The organism is Pseudomonas sp. TE12508 (genome assembly GCF_056279485.1).
In genome coordinates, this window is the sequence record NZ_JBWCCN010000010.1 from 222621 (window position 1) to 239636 (window position 17016).

The 17016-nt window shown below is 59.8% G+C and carries 12 protein-coding genes; 8 read left to right on the forward strand and 4 right to left on the reverse strand.

Going from position 1 to position 17016, the window contains the following annotated elements:
* Positions 1–17: 17 nt before the first annotated feature.
* The 5 genes from ACZ9IM_RS16060 (at position 18) to ACZ9IM_RS16080 (ending at position 6208) form a co-directional block, all read left to right on the forward strand.
* On the forward strand, positions 18–365 hold the full coding sequence (locus ACZ9IM_RS16060; RefSeq protein WP_008069174.1) for a DUF2934 domain-containing protein: 348 nt from the start codon (positions 18–20) through the stop codon (positions 363–365).
* A gap of 128 nt (positions 366–493) precedes the next feature.
* Positions 494–2653 (forward strand): glycogen debranching protein GlgX, encoded by a 2160-nt coding sequence (gene glgX, locus ACZ9IM_RS16065; protein ID WP_476224445.1) that lies wholly within the window; start codon positions 494–496, stop codon positions 2651–2653.
* 271 nt (positions 2654–2924) lie between these two features.
* A complete protein-coding gene (locus ACZ9IM_RS16070; RefSeq protein ID WP_427626178.1) occupies positions 2925–3683 on the forward strand; it encodes a PIG-L deacetylase family protein in 759 nt (252 codons plus the stop codon).
* A gap of 228 nt (positions 3684–3911) precedes the next feature.
* Complete coding sequence (locus ACZ9IM_RS16075; protein ID WP_192342896.1) at positions 3912–4712, forward strand: endonuclease/exonuclease/phosphatase family protein; 801 nt, start codon at positions 3912–3914, stop codon at positions 4710–4712.
* 428 nt (positions 4713–5140) lie between these two features.
* Positions 5141–6208, forward strand: a complete 1068-nt coding sequence (locus ACZ9IM_RS16080; RefSeq protein ID WP_427627857.1) for an autotransporter domain-containing protein — start codon at positions 5141–5143, stop codon at positions 6206–6208.
* Positions 6209–6343: 135 nt separating this feature from the next.
* On the opposite strand, the gene glgB is transcribed toward ACZ9IM_RS16080, so the two are convergent.
* The 3 genes from glgB to ACZ9IM_RS16095 all read right to left on the reverse strand — a co-directional run bounded on the left by glgB (position 6344) and on the right by ACZ9IM_RS16095 (position 14069).
* Positions 6344–8575, reverse strand: coding sequence for a 1,4-alpha-glucan branching protein GlgB (glgB, locus tag ACZ9IM_RS16085; RefSeq protein WP_476224446.1), 2232 nt, complete (start codon positions 8573–8575; stop codon positions 6344–6346).
* A 2-nt stretch (positions 8576–8577) separates the two neighbouring features.
* Positions 8578–11919: a maltose alpha-D-glucosyltransferase gene (gene treS, locus ACZ9IM_RS16090; RefSeq protein WP_476224447.1), complete on the reverse strand. Its 3342-nt coding sequence runs from the start codon at positions 11917–11919 to the stop codon at positions 8578–8580.
* A gap of 152 nt (positions 11920–12071) precedes the next feature.
* A complete protein-coding gene (locus tag ACZ9IM_RS16095) occupies positions 12072–14069 on the reverse strand; it encodes an alpha-1,4-glucan--maltose-1-phosphate maltosyltransferase (protein WP_476224448.1) in 1998 nt (665 codons plus the stop codon).
* Between the two features lie 216 nt (positions 14070–14285).
* Between ACZ9IM_RS16095 and ACZ9IM_RS16100 the strand changes: the two genes are divergently transcribed.
* Positions 14286–14471, forward strand: coding sequence for a hypothetical protein (locus ACZ9IM_RS16100; RefSeq protein ID WP_476224449.1), 186 nt, complete (start codon positions 14286–14288; stop codon positions 14469–14471).
* On the opposite strand, the gene ACZ9IM_RS16105 is transcribed toward ACZ9IM_RS16100, so the two are convergent.
* Positions 14472–14978: an MgtC/SapB family protein gene (locus ACZ9IM_RS16105; protein ID WP_476224450.1), complete on the reverse strand. Its 507-nt coding sequence runs from the start codon at positions 14976–14978 to the stop codon at positions 14472–14474.
* Positions 14979–15107: 129 nt separating this feature from the next.
* Between ACZ9IM_RS16105 and ACZ9IM_RS16110 the strand changes: the two genes are divergently transcribed.
* Positions 15108–15341, forward strand: coding sequence for a DUF3203 family protein (locus ACZ9IM_RS16110; protein WP_427627845.1), 234 nt, complete (start codon positions 15108–15110; stop codon positions 15339–15341).
* Positions 15342–15536: 195 nt separating this feature from the next.
* Entirely contained in the window at positions 15537–16967 is a 1431-nt protein-coding gene (gene ccoG / locus ACZ9IM_RS16115; protein WP_476224451.1) for a cytochrome c oxidase accessory protein CcoG, read from the forward strand.
* Positions 16968–17016 lie beyond the last annotated feature (49 nt).

Genomic DNA, 17016 nt, shown 5'->3' on the forward strand with positions numbered 1-17016 from the left:
AGTTCAGGAGCATTGCGATGAGTACCGACGATAAACGCATCCGCGAATTTGCCTATCAAATCTGGGAATCCGAAGGAAAACCCACGGGCCAGGAAAAACGCCATTGGGAGATGGCCTGCAAACTGGCCGACGCTGAAGCCCAAGCCAAAGCGCTGGCGCCCGGCAAGTCATCGAAAGCTGGCAGCAAAAGCATCGGTGCCAAGTCCGCGGTCGGCAAGCCCGACGGCAAGCTCAATGCCAAAGGCGTCGAACCCAAAACCAAGGCCAAAGCCAAAGCCAAACCCTCTGCTTCGACAGTGACCCCGCTTGGCGAAAAAAACGTCGAGAAAAAGCCACGCGCTGCGCGCAAACCGCCAACGACCTGACGCGTTTATCGCCTTGCCTCGCTTGATTTGTGGCGTCTCTCTCGCCACCGAGGGCGCGCTCGCCCTCGAAAAAAACCAGAGCCACGGTTCATCGCAGCCGAGTACCGTCACCCCATGCAGGAGCAACTATGAGCAGTCCAAAGAAAACCGCGCCCGAACCTCGTGCCGAGGCTTCGCGAATCCGTGAAGGCTTGCCCTTCCCGCTAGGCGCGACCTGGGATGGCCTGGGGGTCAATTTCGCGCTGTTTTCAGCTAACGCGACCAAGGTCGAACTGTGCATCTTCGACGATTCCGGCGAGGTGGAACTCGAGCGTATCGAGTTACCGGAATACACCGACGAGATCTACCACGGCTACTTGCCTGACGCCCACCCGGGGTTGATCTACGGCTATCGCGTGTACGGTCCTTACGACCCGGCCAATGGTCATCGTTTCAACCCCAACAAGCTGCTGATCGATCCCTACGCCAAGCAATTGGTCGGTCGATTGAAATGGTCTGAAGCGTTGTTCGGCTACACCATCGGCCACCCTGACGCCGACCTCAGTTTCGATGAACGGGACAGCGCGCCCTTCGTGCCCAAATGCAAAGTGATCGACCCGGCTCACACCTGGGGTCATGACCATCGCGTCAGCGTGCCGTGGGACAAAACGATCATTTATGAAACACACGTACGCGGTTTCAGCATGCGTCACCCCTCCGTCCCCGAGAACCTGCGTGGCACCTTCGCCGGGTTGATGGTCGATGACGTGCTCGAACACATCCGCAAGCTCGGTGTATCGACCGTCGAATTGCTGCCGATTCATGCCTTCGTCAATGACCAGCATCTGCTGCACAAAGGCATGACCAACTACTGGGGTTACAACAGCATTGCATTCTTTGCCCCGGACCCGCGCTACCTGGCCAGCGGCAAGATCGCCGAGTTCAAGGAGATGGTCGCGCACCTGCACGAGGCCAATCTGGAAGTGATCCTCGACGTGGTCTACAACCACACCGCCGAGGGCAACGAACAAGGCCCGACCCTGTCGATGCGCGGCATCGACAACGCCTCTTACTACCGCTTGATGCCCGACGACAAGCGCTACTACATCAACGATTCCGGGACCGGCAACACCCTGGACCTGAGTCACCCGTGCGTGCTGCAAATGGTCACCGACTCCCTGCGTTACTGGGCCACGGAAATGCACGTGGACGGCTTCCGTTTCGACCTGGCGACCATTCTTGGCCGTTATCACGACGGTTTCGACGAGCGTCACAGCTTTCTCGTGGCCTGCCGCCAGGACCCGGTGCTGCGCCAGGTGAAGATGATCGCAGAAGCCTGGGATTGCGGCCCCGGCGGCTATCAGGTCGGGAATTTCCCGCCGGGCTGGGTCGAATGGAACGACAAATTCCGCGACACCGTGCGTGCGTTCTGGAAAGGCGACGACGGCCAACTCGCCGACTTCGCCAGCCGCATGACCGCCTCCGGTGAGATGTTCAACCAGCGTGGGCGCCGGCCGTATGCGTCGCTTAACTTCGTCACCGCCCACGACGGTTTCACCCTCAACGACCTGGTGTCGTACAACGACAAACACAACGAAGCCAACGACGAGAATAATCAGGACGGCAGCAACAACAACCTGTCCTGGAACCACGGTGTCGAAGGCCCCACCGACGATCCCGAGATCAATGAGCTGCGCCAGCGGCAAATGCGCAACTTCTTCGCCACGTTGCTGCTGTCCCAGGGCACGCCGATGCTGGTGGCTGGCGACGAATTCGCCCGCACCCAGGAAGGCAACAACAATGCTTACTGTCAGGACAGCGAGATCGGTTGGGTCAATTGGGACCTGAGCGAAGACGGCAAGGCTCTGCTCAAGTTCGTCAAACGCCTGATCAAATTGCGCCTGACCTATCCGATTCTGCGTCGCGGGCGCTTCCTGGTGGGCAACTACAACGAAGACATCGGCGTCAAGGACGTGACCTGGCTGGCCCCGGACGGCAGCGAAATGTCCATCGAACAATGGGAAGAAGGCCACGGTCGTTGCCTGGGTATGTTGCTCGATGGCCGCGCCCAGGAAACCGGCATTCGCCGCAAGGGCGCCGACGCGACCCTGCTGCTGGTGGTTAACGCCCACCATGACATCGTCAACTTCCTGCTCCCGGAAGTGCCTGACGGCGGTTTCTGGACCTGCATGATCGACACCAATCAACCGTCGATTCGGGGCCAGGAACGCTTCGAGTTCGGTCACCAATATTCGGTCACCGGTCGCTCGCTGCTGCTGTTCGAATTGCAGCGCGAAGAAGAAGAGTGAACGGGGCTCTCGGGGGCAAGCCGTAATGAAATCCGTAGGGACGGTTTCGCTGATTATTTGCGAAGCCTGACACAGCCTGGGTTAAAAAAACCGCATCAGACCAAAGACTGAGGCGACGAATAGCGATCCATGAGCAATACTCTGCCCGCGGCAATCCAGGGTTCGGAGCGCTGCAATTGCTATTTACCCCGCCTTCACGGGTCTGCCAGGCTTGCGCCCTCGCAAGCATTGCGCACGACTGAGGGCCAGACAGAACAAGGACGTAGCGCCTATGAAAACGGTTTCCATCAGCGAAAGTGGTCTGCCCGCGCAGATCTGGAACAGCGCCCAGCAACTGGACAACATCCCTGTCATCGATACCGAAACCCTGGTCCCGGCCGGCGCTCGCGCAGTGGTGATCGCGCCGCATCCTGGCGATGAAGTGGTGACCTGCGGCGGCCTCCTGCAACAGCTGTGCGCCCTTGGTCATCCTCTGCAATTGATCTCGATCACCGACGGTAGCTACAGTCATTTTGGTTCGCGACAGTGGTCACAGAAACGCCTGAGCGTATTCCGCCCCCAGGAAAGCGTCGAAGCCTTGCGCCGGCTCGGAGTGCCGATGCACAGCCTGAAGTGGATTCGCGCCGGCTTCACCGACAGCGGGCTGGCCGAACGGGAGTCTGAACTGACCCAATTCATCGTCCGCTACCTGCGCCCCGGCGATGTGGTGTTCACCACCTGGCGCGAAGACGGCCACCTGGACCACGACGCCGTCGGCTGCGCCAGCGCCAGGGCCGCAGCGCTGGTCGGTGCGACGCTCAACGAAATACCGGTTTGGGCCTGGCACTGGCCGACACGTGACCATGGGCTGATCCCCTGGCATCGCGCGCGCAAGGTACGCCTCGACACCTGGACCGTCGCGCGTAAAAGCCATGCCACCTACGCCTACGCCAGCCAACTCGACGGTGAGCCGATAATCGGCGCCTCCCCGTCAGTGCCCCGGGTACTGCTGGAGCGCATGCGTTTGCCGTATGAAATTGTGTTTGTCTGAATCATTCGAGGAATGTCTTTTGTGGCTGGGGGCTTTTGTGGCGAGGGGGCTTGCCCCCGTTGGGTCGCGAAGCGGCCCCAAAAGCTTTGCGACTGCTTCGCAGCCGAACGGGGGCAAGCCCCCTCGCCACAAAAGCCCGCTCCCACATTGGATTGGCGTCGCTCAAACTGAACTGCACGCCCATGCACCAGTCGCATGCATACATCAGCCTGATTCAGAGGAGTGAACGTGACCAGCGATGCCGAACGACAGGCCGTCGAATCTATGCCACCGAACACGCCTGCGGCGGTTCATCGACTCAGAGTGCTGACGGTCAACACCCATAAAGGCTTCACTGCCCTCAACCGGCGTTTCATCCTCCCGGAGTTGCGTGAAGCGGTACGCAGCACGTCGGCAGACCTGGTGTTTCTGCAGGAAGTGGTCGGTGAGCACGACCGGCATTCTTCCCGCTACAACGACTGGCCACAGACCTCGCAATACGAGTTCCTGGCCGACAGCATGTGGAGCGATTTCGCTTACGGTCGCAACGCGGTCTACCCCGACGGCCACCACGGCAATGCCCTGCTGTCGAAATACCCGATCCGCGAATTTCGCAACCTCGACGTCTCGATTACCGGCCCCGAGCGGCGCGGGTTGTTGCATTGCGTACTGGATGTGCCAGGGCATGCCGAAGTGCATGCCATTTGCGTGCACCTGAGCCTGTTGGAAAGCCATCGACAACTGCAACTGCAGTTGCTCTGCCTGTTGCTCGAATCGTTGCCCGATGACGCCCCGGTGATTATTGCCGGCGATTTCAACGACTGGCAGTTGCAAGGCAACGCAGCCCTCGCCCGACGCGACTACCTGCATGAAGCCTTCGAACGCCATCATGGCCGACCGGCGAAAACTTACCCGGCACGCTTTCCCCTCCTGCGCCTGGACCGGATCTACCTGCGTAACGCCAGCAGTCATGAACCGCGAATACTTGGCCACAAACCCTGGACGCATCTGTCGGACCATTTGCCGCTGGCGGTGGAAGTGCGCCTGTAACACCGTCAAATGACAGTCGCCAAGGACTGCCAACTCTGACAGAAAAAATGACAGCAATGGCGCGCCGACGCCGTTTGTTTATCCTGCACTGGATCATCCACCAAACAACCGATAGCCCCCTACCCAACGCGTCTGGCCCGCGCCTTTCTGGATGATTTTTCGCACAAACAACAACTTATATACGCGCCAAAAATCAGTCACTTACAACACCTAAAATAGCCATACCGCTTATCGGCCACTTTCTTGACGCAGCGCCAGCAGTCTTCTTAGCTAGTGCTTACTACCCCCGGAAATCCATCAGGGGCAAGCCACCAGACTCCTGTAAAAACGGGCGGGTCTGACCTTGCCTCAATCCATTCGGTCGCCCCTCATTCGGGGTAGGAGAGACGCCAAAGCGAGATACGCATGCGATTGCAAGGTAGACCCCCATGAAAACTTCATTCACCTCACAAGAGATCAAAATCACTTTTTGCACGGTCACAGGTTCACTCCTGCTGTGCTCATCCATGGAGGTGCGGGCCTCGTCTGCCGAGGATGAACCAACGCTTTGGTATAACCAGGCACTGCCGACCCTTACCTTGCCCACTGGCTCCGCCACGTATCCCGGTCGTTCTCGCGTCAATCCAGACTTACAAAGCTCACGCCTGACGGTCGAAGACGCCGCGCCTTCGGCTTGGGACCACGTCTATGGAAAGACCTCACGGCAGGCCCAAACCGACTATCTGGCCCAGGGTTCTTCCATCCCCGGCGCCAGCGAATTCAAAGGCCCGGCGCTGCTGACCGTGCAAAGCAACAGCGGCCATACCCAGCGGGTCGGACTGATCGGCGGCACTACCCAATTCCAGGGCAATGACAACGGTCTGCTGACCAGTCGCGCCCTCGCCGATCCCGGCCATGACACGCTCAACCTTCAAGGCCAGAGTCTCGGCGCCTACTGGAGCCTGACCGGACCGCAAGGCTGGCACGTAGACTTGAGCGCCAGCGGCGGCCGGGTCAACGGCTACAGTCGCAATGACCAAGGCGCGCGACAAGCCACCGAAGGCAGCGCGGTGACGCTGTCGGTGGAAGGTGGTTTCCCGATTGGCCTGGGTAATAACTGGGTGATCGAACCCCAGGCGCAGTTAATCAATCAACGCATTACGCTGGATACGCCCTATGCCGGCTCCGGCAACGGCTCCTCCAGCGATATGTCGTCCTGGAGCGGTCGGGTCGGTGCACGCTTGAAAGGCAGTTACGATATCAATGGCCTGCCGGTCGAACCCTATGTGCGCACCAACGTGTGGCACACGGTATACACCGGTAATACCGTGAGTCTGGATCAGGTCGACAAAATCAGCAGCAGCCGCAAATCCTCGACGGTGGATGTGGGTTTGGGGCTGGTAGCCAGAGTGACGCCTTTGGTCAGCCTGTACATCAGCGCCGATTACAGCAGCGATGTGGATGACAATGATTTGAACGGGTTGATTGGCAGTTTGGGGGTGCGGATGCGGTGGTGAAGCCTGGCCGATGATCGTTCCCACGCTCCGCGTGGGAATGCCTCAATGGACGCTCTGCGTCCGCTCTTGGGACGCGGAGCGTCCCGGGCTGCATTCCCACGCAGAGCGTGGGAACGATCAGGACGCGATTTTGGATCAACCCTCCGGTCGCAGAATCAACACCCCCAACGGCGGCAAATTCAACTCCAGTGAGAGGGCCTGGCCATGGCTCGGTTCTTCGTCGGTGAACACCCCGCCACCATTGCCGCAATTGGACCCGGCGTAAGTGTCGGCGTCGCTGTTGATCAACTCGACCCAACGCCCGGCAAACGGAACGCCGACACGGTAGGACTGACGCGGCACCGGGGTAAAGTTGGCCACCACCAATACCGGCCTGCCCTCCTTGCTCCAGCGCAACCAGGCGTAGACGCTGTTGACCGCATCGTCGCCGATCAACCACTGGAAGCCTTGCGGGGCATCGTCCTGATCGTGCAGCGCCGGTTCTTCGCGATACAACCGATTCAGGTCACCGACCAGTTTGCGCACCCCCTGGTGTTCCGGGTATTGCAGTAAATACCAGTCCAGTTGCTGATCGTGATTCCACTCACGCCACTGGCCGAATTCGCAGCCCATGAACAACAATTTCTTGCCCGGATGCGTCCACATGAAACTCAGATAAGCCCGCAAATTGGCAAACTTCTGCCAGCGATCCCCCGGCATCTTGTCAATCAGCGAATGCTTGCCATGCACCACTTCATCGTGAGAAATCGGCAGGATGAAACGTTCGGACCAGGCATACACCAGGCCGAAACTCAGCTCGTTGTGATGATGGGCGCGGTATACCGGATCCTGCTGAATGTAATGCAGCGAGTCGTGCATCCAGCCCATGTTCCACTTATAGGCAAAACCCAGCCCTCCCTGTTGCGTGCTCTGGCTGACACCCGGCCACGCCGTGGACTCTTCGGCAATCACCAGCGCGCCCGGGGTTTCCAGAGCCACCACGTCATTGAGATGACGCAGAAAATCAATGGCCTCCAGATTCTCCCTACCGCCGTGACGGTTGGGCACCCATTCGCCGGCCTTGCGCGAGTAATCGCGATACAGCATCGACGCCACTGCGTCCACGCGCAGGCCATCGACGTGGAAATGCTTGAGCCAGTGCAGCGCCGAGGCCAGCATGTAACCGTGCACCTCGGTGCGGCCCAGGTTGTAGATCAGCGTGTCCCAGTCCTGGTGAAAACCTTCCTGCGGGTTGCCGTACTCATACAACGCCGTGCCATCGAACTGTGCCAGGCCGTGGGTATCGGTGGGGAAATGCGCCGGCACCCAATCGAGGATCACGCCAATCTCGGCCTGGTGACAGGCATTGACGAACGCGGCGAATTCATCCGGCGTGCCGTAACGGGCGCTCGGGGCAAATTGCGACAGCAGTTGATACCCCCAGGAGCCACCGAACGGATGCTCCATGATCGGCATCAGTTCGATGTGGGTGAAACCCAGCTCCTTCACATAAGGAATCAGCCGCTCGGCCAACTCGGGCCAGGTGTACTGACGGGCGACTTCGCCCAGGTCATCCAGCTCGCATTGCCAGGAACCGGCGTGCAATTCGTAGATCGACAACGGTGCGCTGGTTCGCTGACGCTCGCCCCGCGACTGCATCCAGTCGTGGTCCTGCCATTCTATTTTCAACGGCGCGGCGACTTTCGATGCAGTGTCCGGTGGCAAAGCGGTGGCAAGGGCCATCGGGTCGGCCTTGAGCGGCAGAATGCCATGGGCGCCGAGGATTTCGTATTTGTAGGCTTCCCCCGCTTGCAGGCGCGGAATGAACAACTCCCAGACACCGGTGGGATGGCGCAGACGCATCGGATGACGACGACCGTCCCAGACGTTGAAATCGCCAACCACCGAGACCCTTCTGGCATTCGGCGCCCACACGGCGAAGCGCACACCCTCCACGCCATCGACCGTCTTCAGCTGCGCGCCGAGGCAACTGCTCAAGTCCCGGTGATTGCCCTCGGCGAACAGGTACAAATCCATCTCGCCGAGTAACGGGCCAAAGCTGTAAGGGTCCTCGGCGAGTTGCTCGCCACCGGCCCAACGGGTTCGCAACTGATAGGGTCGGGCCCGCTCGAAGTGCCCGACGAACAGCCCCGGGGTTTGGGTAGTCTCAAGGCTGCCGAGCTCTTCCCCGGATTCCTTGTCCACCACCTGCACGCTCAAGGCGTCCGGTAGATAGGCTCGAATGAATTGCCCGCCAGCGCCATCGCCGTGCGGGCCGAGAATTGCGAAGGGATCCCGATGCTCAGCGCGTACCAACGCATCGATATCCCGTGCCCTGGGCAGCAGCGCCTGTTCCACGTGCCCCTGTTCCTTGTTCGAGATACTCATGACTACTCTCCACCAAGATCGGAAAAGGGTTTGAGCCCACTCAATAACCCGTACAGACCGTGCAACGGCACGGGCAGCCAGGTGGGGCGATTTTCAGCCTCATAGGCCACTTCATAAGCCGCCTTCTCCAGGCCGAACAACGCCAGCGCGGCGTCCTCGCCTTCAGGATCTTGCCATGCATGAGCAAGACTAGCTGCCGCCAGCCGATAAGCGTCGACAAATGCTTGCCGCGCCTCTTTCAGATAACGATCGGCAACCCGTTGACGCGCGGCCTGGGCCTCGACGGTGTTATCGACGTTATGCACGTTGATCGTCATCGCCGCGGCATAATCGAAGGAGCGCAACACGCCGCTGACATCTTTATAAGGGCTGTGTTTGCCTCGGCGCTCATGCAGCGGCCGCGCCGGCTCGCCCTCGAAATCGATCAGGTAGGCATCGCCCTTGATCACCAGCACCTGCCCCAGGTGCAAGTCACCATGGACGCGAATGCGCAGGCCACCAGCCGCTTTCTTACCCAACTCCTGAACATGGCTGAGGATGGCTTTTTTGTTGTCCAGCAAGCGACTGACCAATGCCTGATCCGCGGCGTTCAGTTCAGTTTGATGCTGCTTGAGCAGCTTCAGGGCATGTTCCAGTTGCGCCGCCACGTCCTTGGCCGAGGCCAGGGCATCTTTCTGGGTAGTGATTTGTGGGGCGAAGTCCGGGTTAGCGCTCGGGGCCGCCAACACCTGATGCATTTCCCCCAGGCGCTGGCCAAGCATGCCGGCAAAATCCTTCAGCTCGCCGAGGGCGTTGTAATGCTGCTCCTGCTCCGACACGGCATCGGCGAGTTCATCGCGTAGCGCCCGTTCGAGGTTGTTCTGGGTCCACTCCCACGCATCGCCCTGATTGCTCAAGTAGCCTTGGGCGATCATCAGCAACGTGTCCTCGCCTGCCGCGTTGCGACGAATCACCGCGCCCAGCAGCGGCGAAATATTCTGGAAACCGGCATGGGTCAGGTACGCACTCATTTCCAGTTCCGGATGCACGCCTGACGCGACCTTGCGGATCAATTTCAGCACCAGGCTGCTGCCGATCACCACCGAACTGTTGGATTGCTCGGCGGACAGATACCGCACCTCCGACTCGGCAGTAAGCCCGAGTTTGGCCAGCTCGTCGGTCGGCTCGAAACGGATCTCGCCACCGTCCGACGGCAACACCATGCCGGCCTGCATGCTCTGCAACACGGCATGAACAAAGCTGTCGAGGCTGAAGGCATCGGTGATCAAACCGACCTGACGCCCGCGCCGGACTCGGGCCAGTGCCAATTGCTGCGGCAAGGCCGCGCCAACCTGTTCCTCGGAAATAAAACCGAACGGCAACTGATAGCGGCTGGTCTGACCGCCGCTGGTGACGTCGATTTCACCCAACAGCACCGGATGCTGCGGGTCGCCGAAACGCACGCCGTAAGCGAGGTTGACGTTGTCGATGATGCCGTCCTTGCCGGCGTACCAGCGGCGGTTTTGCAACCAGCTCGGCAGGATGCCCTGTTCCAGGGTGTGGCGGGACGGCGCTTCGAGCAGCTCTTCCATGCGATTCTTCAGCACCAGGGTGGTGAAGTCCGGCAGGCTTTGCGCCGGTTCCACGTGCCAGCTCGGCATTTGGTTTTCCGCCGCCAGCCCGAACCAATAGAAGCCATAAGGCGCCAGCGTCAGCAGGAAATTCAACTGGCCGATGGGCGGGAACGCATTGCCGCCGAGCATCTCCACCGGAACCATGCCGACGTACGCCGACAGGTCCAGTTCCGCCGCTTGTGCGCTGCGGGACACGTTGGCCACGCACAAAATGATCTCGTGCTTGCCGTCCGGGCCGGTGAATTCGCGGGTATACGCCAGGATCCGTCGATTGCTCGGCGAAAGCATCTTCAGCGTCCCACGACCGAAGGCCTTGGACTGCTTGCGCACCGCGAGCAGGCGCCGGTTCCAGTTCAACAATGAATGAGGGTCACCCGCCTGGGTTTCGACGTTGACCGACAGGTAGCCATAGAGCGGGTCCATGATCGGCGGCAACACCAGACTGGCCGGGTCGGCGCGGGAGAAACCGCCATTACGGTCGATCGACCATTGCATCGGCGTGCGCACACCGTCGCGGTCGCCGAGGTAGATGTTATCGCCCATGCCGATTTCATCGCCGTAATACAGGGTCGGCGTGCCAGGCATCGACAGCAGCAAACTGTTGAGCAATTCCACGCGACGACGATCACGTTCCATCAACGGCGCCAGACGCCGGCGAATCCCCAGATTGATTCGCGCCCGGCGGTCGGCGGCGTAGTAATTCCACAGGTAATCGCGCTCCCGGTCGGTGACCATTTCCAGGGTCAGCTCATCGTGGTTGCGCAGGAAAATCGCCCACTGGCAGTTGGCGGGAATTTCCGGGGTCTGGCGCAGAATGTCGGTGATCGGGAAGCGATCTTCCTGAGCCAGCGCCATGTACATGCGCGGCATCAACGGGAAGTGAAAGGCCATGTGGCATTCGTCGCCGTTCTGGCCGTCGGCAGAGGTGTTGCCAAAGTACAACTGAGTGTCTTCCGGCCACTGATTGGCCTCGGCCAGCAGCATGCGATCGGGGTAATTGGCGTCGATCTCGGCACGGATCTGCTTGAGGACGTCGTGGGTCTCGGGCAGGTTTTCGTTGTTGGTGCCGTCGCGCTCGATCAGGTACGGGATCGCATCCAGCCGCAGACCGTCGATGCCCATGTCGAGCCAGTAACGCATCACCGACAGCACCGCTTTCATGACTTGCGGGTTGTCGAAGTTCAGGTCCGGCTGGTGGGAATAGAAACGGTGCCAGAAGTACTGACCGGCCACCGGGTCCCAGGTCCAGTTGGACTTTTCGGTGTCGAGAAAAATGATGCGGGTACCGTCGTATTTCTGGTCGTTATCGGACCAGACATAGAAGTCGCGAGCCGCCGAACCGGGCTTGGCCTTGCGCGCGCGCTGGAACCACGCGTGCTGGTCCGAGGTGTGGTTGATGACCAATTCGGTAATCACCCGCAGCCCGCGTTTATGGGCCTCGGCAATGAAGCGCTTGGCATCGGCCAAGGTGCCGTAGTCAGGGTGTACGCCACGGTATTCGGCGATGTCATAGCCATCGTCGCGTCGTGGCGAGGGGTAGAACGGCAACAGCCAGATGGTGTTGACGCCCAGATCGGCAATGTAATCGAGTTTGGCGATAAGGCCGGGAAAGTCGCCGATCCCGTCGTTGTTGGAGTCGAAAAAAGACTTAACGTGAACCTGGTAGATCACCGCATCCTTGTACCAGAGCGGGTCCTTGATAAAGGTGGCTGACCTGGGTTTCTTCGCCATTTGTAACTCCTGTTGATACTAGAGAACGCCTTGGCCTAGATCGTTCCCACGCTCTGCGTGGGAATGCATCCAGTGACGCTCTGCGTCACAGCGGCGGACGCAGAGCGTCCAGGGCGGCATTCCCACGCAGAGCGTGGGAACTATCATGACGGTCAAGAAGTAGTAATCCTCCAAATCCCGAACGGCAGATGCCACGGCTCGATCCGCATGAACTGGTACTTGCCGTGCCAGGTCCAGCGGTGGCCGTTCATCATGTCTTCGCCCTGAGTGACGGCATCATCGGGCAGGCCCATTTCCCACAGCGGCAATTCGAAGTTTGCCTCCTGGGCGTGATGCGGATCGAGGCTGACCGCCACCAGAATGAAATTGCTGCCGTCGACGCTGCGTTTGCCGAAGTACAAAATATTGTCGTTCCACGCGTTGTAGACCTTCAGGCCCAAGTGCGTGTGCAGCGCCGGGTTCTGCCGGCGGATGCGGTTGAGCTGGGCGATTTCGGCAATGATGTTGCCCGGCGCATTGAAGTCTCGTGGGCGGATTTCGTACTTCTCGGAATTGAGGTATTCCTCCCGGCCCGGTACCGGTGCCGCTTCACATAGTTCAAACCCCGAATACATGCCCCACAGCCCGGAACCCATGGTCGCCAGCGCGGCACGGATGAGAAAACCGGCGCGCCCGGATTCATGCAGGAACGCCGGGTTGATGTCCGGCGTGTTGACGAAAAAATTCGGCCGGTAGCATTCACGCCACGGCGACTCATTGAGTTCGGTGAAATAAGTCGCCAGCTCGGTCTTGGTGTTGCGCCAGGTGAAATAGGTGTAGCTCTGGGAGTAACCGACCTTGCCCAGACGCGCCATCATCGCCGGGGTGGTAAAGGCTTCGGCCAGGAAGATCACCTCGGGATACAGCGCCCGCACATCGGCGATCATCCACTGCCAGAACGGCAACGGTTTGGTGTGAGGGTTGTCGACGCGAAACAGCTTCACGCCCTCCTTGACCCAGCCCACGACAATGTCGCGCAATTCGATCCACAGGCCGGGAATCGCGTCCACGGCATAGAAATCGACGTTGACGATGTCCTGGTATTTCTTCGGCGGGTTCTCGGCGTATTTGATCGTGCCGTCCGGCCGCCAGTTGAACCAGCCCGGGTGCTGTTTGAGCCACGGGTGGTCCTGGGAACACTGAATCGCAAAGTCGAGGGCGACTTCCAGCCCGTGCTCCGCGGCGGCCGCGACGAGCCGGCGAAAATCTTCGCGAGTACCCAGTTCCGAGTGAATCGCCTCATGCCCACCCTCTTCGCTGCCAATAGCGTAAGGGCTACCCGGGTCGTCCGGGCCGGCGATCAACGAATTGTTCGGGCCTTTGCGGTAGCTGCGGCCGATCGGGTGGATGGGCGTGAAGTACAGCACGTCGAAGCCCATGTCCTGGATCATCGGCAGCCGCGAATGCACGTCGTTGAAAGTGCCATGGCGGGCCGGATCGTCGGTGATCGAACGCGGAAACAATTCATACCAACTGGCAAACTGTGCCAGATCTCGCTCCACATCCACCGGGTATTCAGGGCTCAGGCTCAGGAAGGGGCGATGGTCGGCCTGGGCCATCAAGTCCGCGCTGCGTTGGTGCAGAAACAAGGCGACCTGCTCGGTTTCGAGCAGACCGGACAGCTCATGGTGCAACGCCGCCAGTTGTTCACTGAGCGGGCCTTCAGAGCGTTCGGCTGCCTGCTGGACGTGGGTGCGCCCTTCCTGCAATTCCAGGCTGACCGAGACGCCGGCGTCGTGCTTTTTTTTCAGTTCATAACAAAAGCTGGCGAACTGATCGATCCAGGCTTCGAGGCAGAACACATAACGGCCCTGCTTCTGCACACGAAACTGGCCCTGCCAGCCGTTATTGCCCAGCTCGGCCATCACCTCGCTCTGCCAGGTTTCGTCGCCCTCGGCACGCCAGCGGATGCACACGGCCAGTTTGTCGTGACCGTCGGCAAACACCTTGCTGGTCACCACCACGTCCTGATCAATCACGGCTTTAACGGCGAATTGCCCGCCATCGAGGGTCGGCATGGTGTTTTCGATCACGATCCGCGGTAGCAGTAACGCCTGCGACAGCGGTATATGCGGGTTGTAGCTCAACTCTGTGGGTTTTTCAGCGGTCATCGAGCATCTCTCCTTAACGCCCCAAGGACGCTCTTGTGCCTGGTCGTCGTTCACACGAAGCGGTCTGCCCCGACATGAACTCACTTAAGTTCCGAACAGCAGGCGCCGGTAAAAGTTCAGAGGGATTTGCCAAGTCTTTCGGGGAATCAAATTCCCTGTGTACGGGTCAACCAACTTAAGCACGACTCACGCCATCTGCCACTGGAGACTGTATCGATGAGTATTCCAATCCCGGCCGAGACACCTGATCCGAACATCGATGAGCCGACGGTACCGCCGATACAGCCAACACCGCCGACCGAACCCGCCCCCGTCCCTGAACAGGATCCGCCGGGCACCAACCCGCCACCGCGCGAAGAGCCACCAACCGTCCAGCCACCGGAAATCGTCACCCCTGAGTGATCAGTCGCGCGGGGGGCGTTCCTTTTCCAGCTGGCGCACCACGACCGGCATCACACCGAGAATCACCAACGCCAGCAACGTACTGAACACAGCCGTCGCCTCGCGGCCCATCCCGGCCGAAACACCAATGGCCGCCGTCATCCACAAACCGGCGGCGGTGGTCAGGCCTTTGACATGACCCTCGTCGCCATCGGTGTTTTTCAGGATAGTCCCGGCACCGAGAAAGCCGATGCCGGCGATCACGCCCTGCACCACCCGGCTCATGGCATCGGCCTGGGACCCCGACATCTGCGGCACCAGCACAAACAGCGCCGCGCCCAGCGCCACCAGCATATGGGTGCGAACCCCGGCGGCCTTGCCCTTCTGTTCACGTTCGAAACCGAGAATGCCGCCCAGCACGGCGGCCATCAGCAAGCGCACGGTAATGCGCGTCAGTTGTGAAGCATCGCCAATGTCGGCGAACTCCGCTTGCAGCGTCACCCAAACCTCGTGCCACCAAGCGTCCATGGCGCAGTCCTTGTGATGATGTAATGACTCGATAGAGGATGGACCGCCCCCACCATTAATCGGTTGCACAGAACGATGAGCGGCGGATGCGTCCTAACGATCTAGAACCTGCAAAAAAAGGGCCCCCCCATGACCGTGCACATCGAAAACCAGACCTGCTTCTTCATCACCAGGAACGGCGAAGAAATTCGTCTTTGCCCCGACGTGACTATCATCACCGACGCGGAAAAATCCATGTCGGCGGTGGACCTTGACGGCCAGCGCATCTACATCACCGAAGCAGAAGCCGATGCATTGACCGTAGCAGGCGCAGTGGACAGTCGCCGGCATTTGAAGGCCACGGACAGTGATTCGGTGATTTGACTGACCCGCATCAACACACGCCGCAAACACCTGGCATAGGCGTTTGCGGCCAGCCGTTGCGGATGCATCAAGTTGTCGCAGGCGGGTGCCAGAAATTCATCTGATCCGCTTTTTATTGCTTTAGCTGAGTCTGTTATGCAAACAGATCGCTGGTCATAGTGCTCAGGCCTGATGGAGGCTGATGAGCGAAAGACCATGAGCGATAGAATCCCCGTCCGAACCGTTGAAAATGCCCCATTTTTAAAAAGCAATGAGCCTTTGCATCCAAAGATAAAGGCCAAATCCAGCGACAACCTGATCCATACCCGCAGCTTCACGGGTGTGTTCCGCACCCTGCGCATGAGTGGCGCGGGGGTTCTGTTTCTGCTGTTCTTCGGCACCGTGTGGCTGAACTGGGGGGGCCGCCAGGCAGTGCTCTGGGACCTTTCCGAAAGCAAATTCCACATCTTCGGCGCGACCTTCTGGCCACAGGATTTCATTCTGCTGTCGGCGCTGCTGATCATTGCTGCGTTCGGCCTGTTTGCGATCACCGTGTTCGCAGGCCGGGTCTGGTGCGGTTACACCTGCCCGCAGAGTTCCTGGACCTGGATCTTCATGTGGTGCGAGAAGATCACCGAAGGCGAGCGCAACCAGCGAATCAAGCTGCAAGCCGCGCCTTGGGGCCTGAACAAACTGATCCGCCGCTCGGCCAAACACACCCTGTGGCTGGCGATCAGCTTGCTCACTGGCCTGACCTTTGTCGGCTACTTCACACCGATCCGGCCACTGGCCGAAGAACTGCTGACCTTGCAAATCGGCGGTGTCAGCCTGTTCTGGGTGCTGTTCTTCACCGGGGCCACTTACATCAATGCCGGTTGGTTGCGCGAAGCAGTGTGCATGCACATGTGCCCGTATGCGCGGTTCCAGAGCGTGATGTTCGACAAGGACACCCTGACCATTTCCTATGACGTGGCCCGCGGCGAAAACCGTGGCCCGCGAAAACGCGACGTCAAACCCACCGAGGTCGGACTGGGTGATTGCATCGATTGCCAATTGTGCGTGCAGGTCTGCCCGACCGGCATCGACATCCGCGACGGTTTGCAGATGGAATGCATCGGTTGCGCCGCGTGCATCGACGCCTGCGATTCGATCATGGACAAAATGGGCTACGCCCGTGGGCTGATCAGCTACACCTCGGAGCATGAACTGCAGGGCGGCAAAACCCATCTTCTGAGGCCGCGACTGATCGGTTATACCGCCGTGCTACTGGTAATGATCGGCGCCCTCGCCCTGGCGCTGGTGGAACGGCCGATGGTGTCGCTGGACGTGAGCAAGGACCGTGGCCTGTTCCGCGAGAACAGTGAAGGCCAGATCGAAAACATCTACAGCTTGAAGGTCATCAACAAGACCCAGCAACGTCAGGATTATCGATTGACGCTGGTCGATGGCGATGGCTTCCAGCTGCAAGGCAAGACTGAACTGAGCCTGGCCCCCGGAGAGATCGTCGACGTGCCGGTATCGGTGGCCATGACCACGGATCGCCCGAGCAGCAGCTCGCAGACCATCAGTTTCAAGATTGTCGACAGCGATGAGCCGGACATCAACAGCGTGGCCAAGAGCCGGTTTGTTGCACCGATGAACCGTTGAGCCATTAAGATGCAATCCTTTGTCCTGTGGCGAGGGGGCTTGCCCCCGT

Coding starts and splice junctions, on each gene's coding strand:
- ACZ9IM_RS16060 (WP_008069174.1), top strand. CDS start 18: ATGAGTACCGACGATAAACGCATCCGCGAATTTGCCTATCAAATCTGG.
- glgX (WP_476224445.1), top strand. CDS start 494: ATGAGCAGTCCAAAGAAAACCGCGCCCGAACCTCGTGCCGAGGCTTCG.
- ACZ9IM_RS16070 (WP_427626178.1), top strand. CDS start 2,925: ATGAAAACGGTTTCCATCAGCGAAAGTGGTCTGCCCGCGCAGATCTGG.
- ACZ9IM_RS16080 (WP_427627857.1), top strand. CDS start 5,141: ATGAAAACTTCATTCACCTCACAAGAGATCAAAATCACTTTTTGCACG.
- glgB (WP_476224446.1), bottom strand. CDS start 8,575: ATGAGTATCTCGAACAAGGAACAGGGGCACGTGGAACAGGCGCTGCTG.
- treS (WP_476224447.1), bottom strand. CDS start 11,919: ATGGCGAAGAAACCCAGGTCAGCCACCTTTATCAAGGACCCGCTCTGG.
- ACZ9IM_RS16095 (WP_476224448.1), bottom strand. CDS start 14,069: ATGACCGCTGAAAAACCCACAGAGTTGAGCTACAACCCGCATATACCG.
- ACZ9IM_RS16100 (WP_476224449.1), top strand. CDS start 14,286: ATGAGTATTCCAATCCCGGCCGAGACACCTGATCCGAACATCGATGAG.
- ACZ9IM_RS16105 (WP_476224450.1), bottom strand. CDS start 14,978: ATGGACGCTTGGTGGCACGAGGTTTGGGTGACGCTGCAAGCGGAGTTC.
- ACZ9IM_RS16110 (WP_427627845.1), top strand. CDS start 15,108: ATGACCGTGCACATCGAAAACCAGACCTGCTTCTTCATCACCAGGAAC.
- ccoG (WP_476224451.1), top strand. CDS start 15,537: ATGAGCGATAGAATCCCCGTCCGAACCGTTGAAAATGCCCCATTTTTA.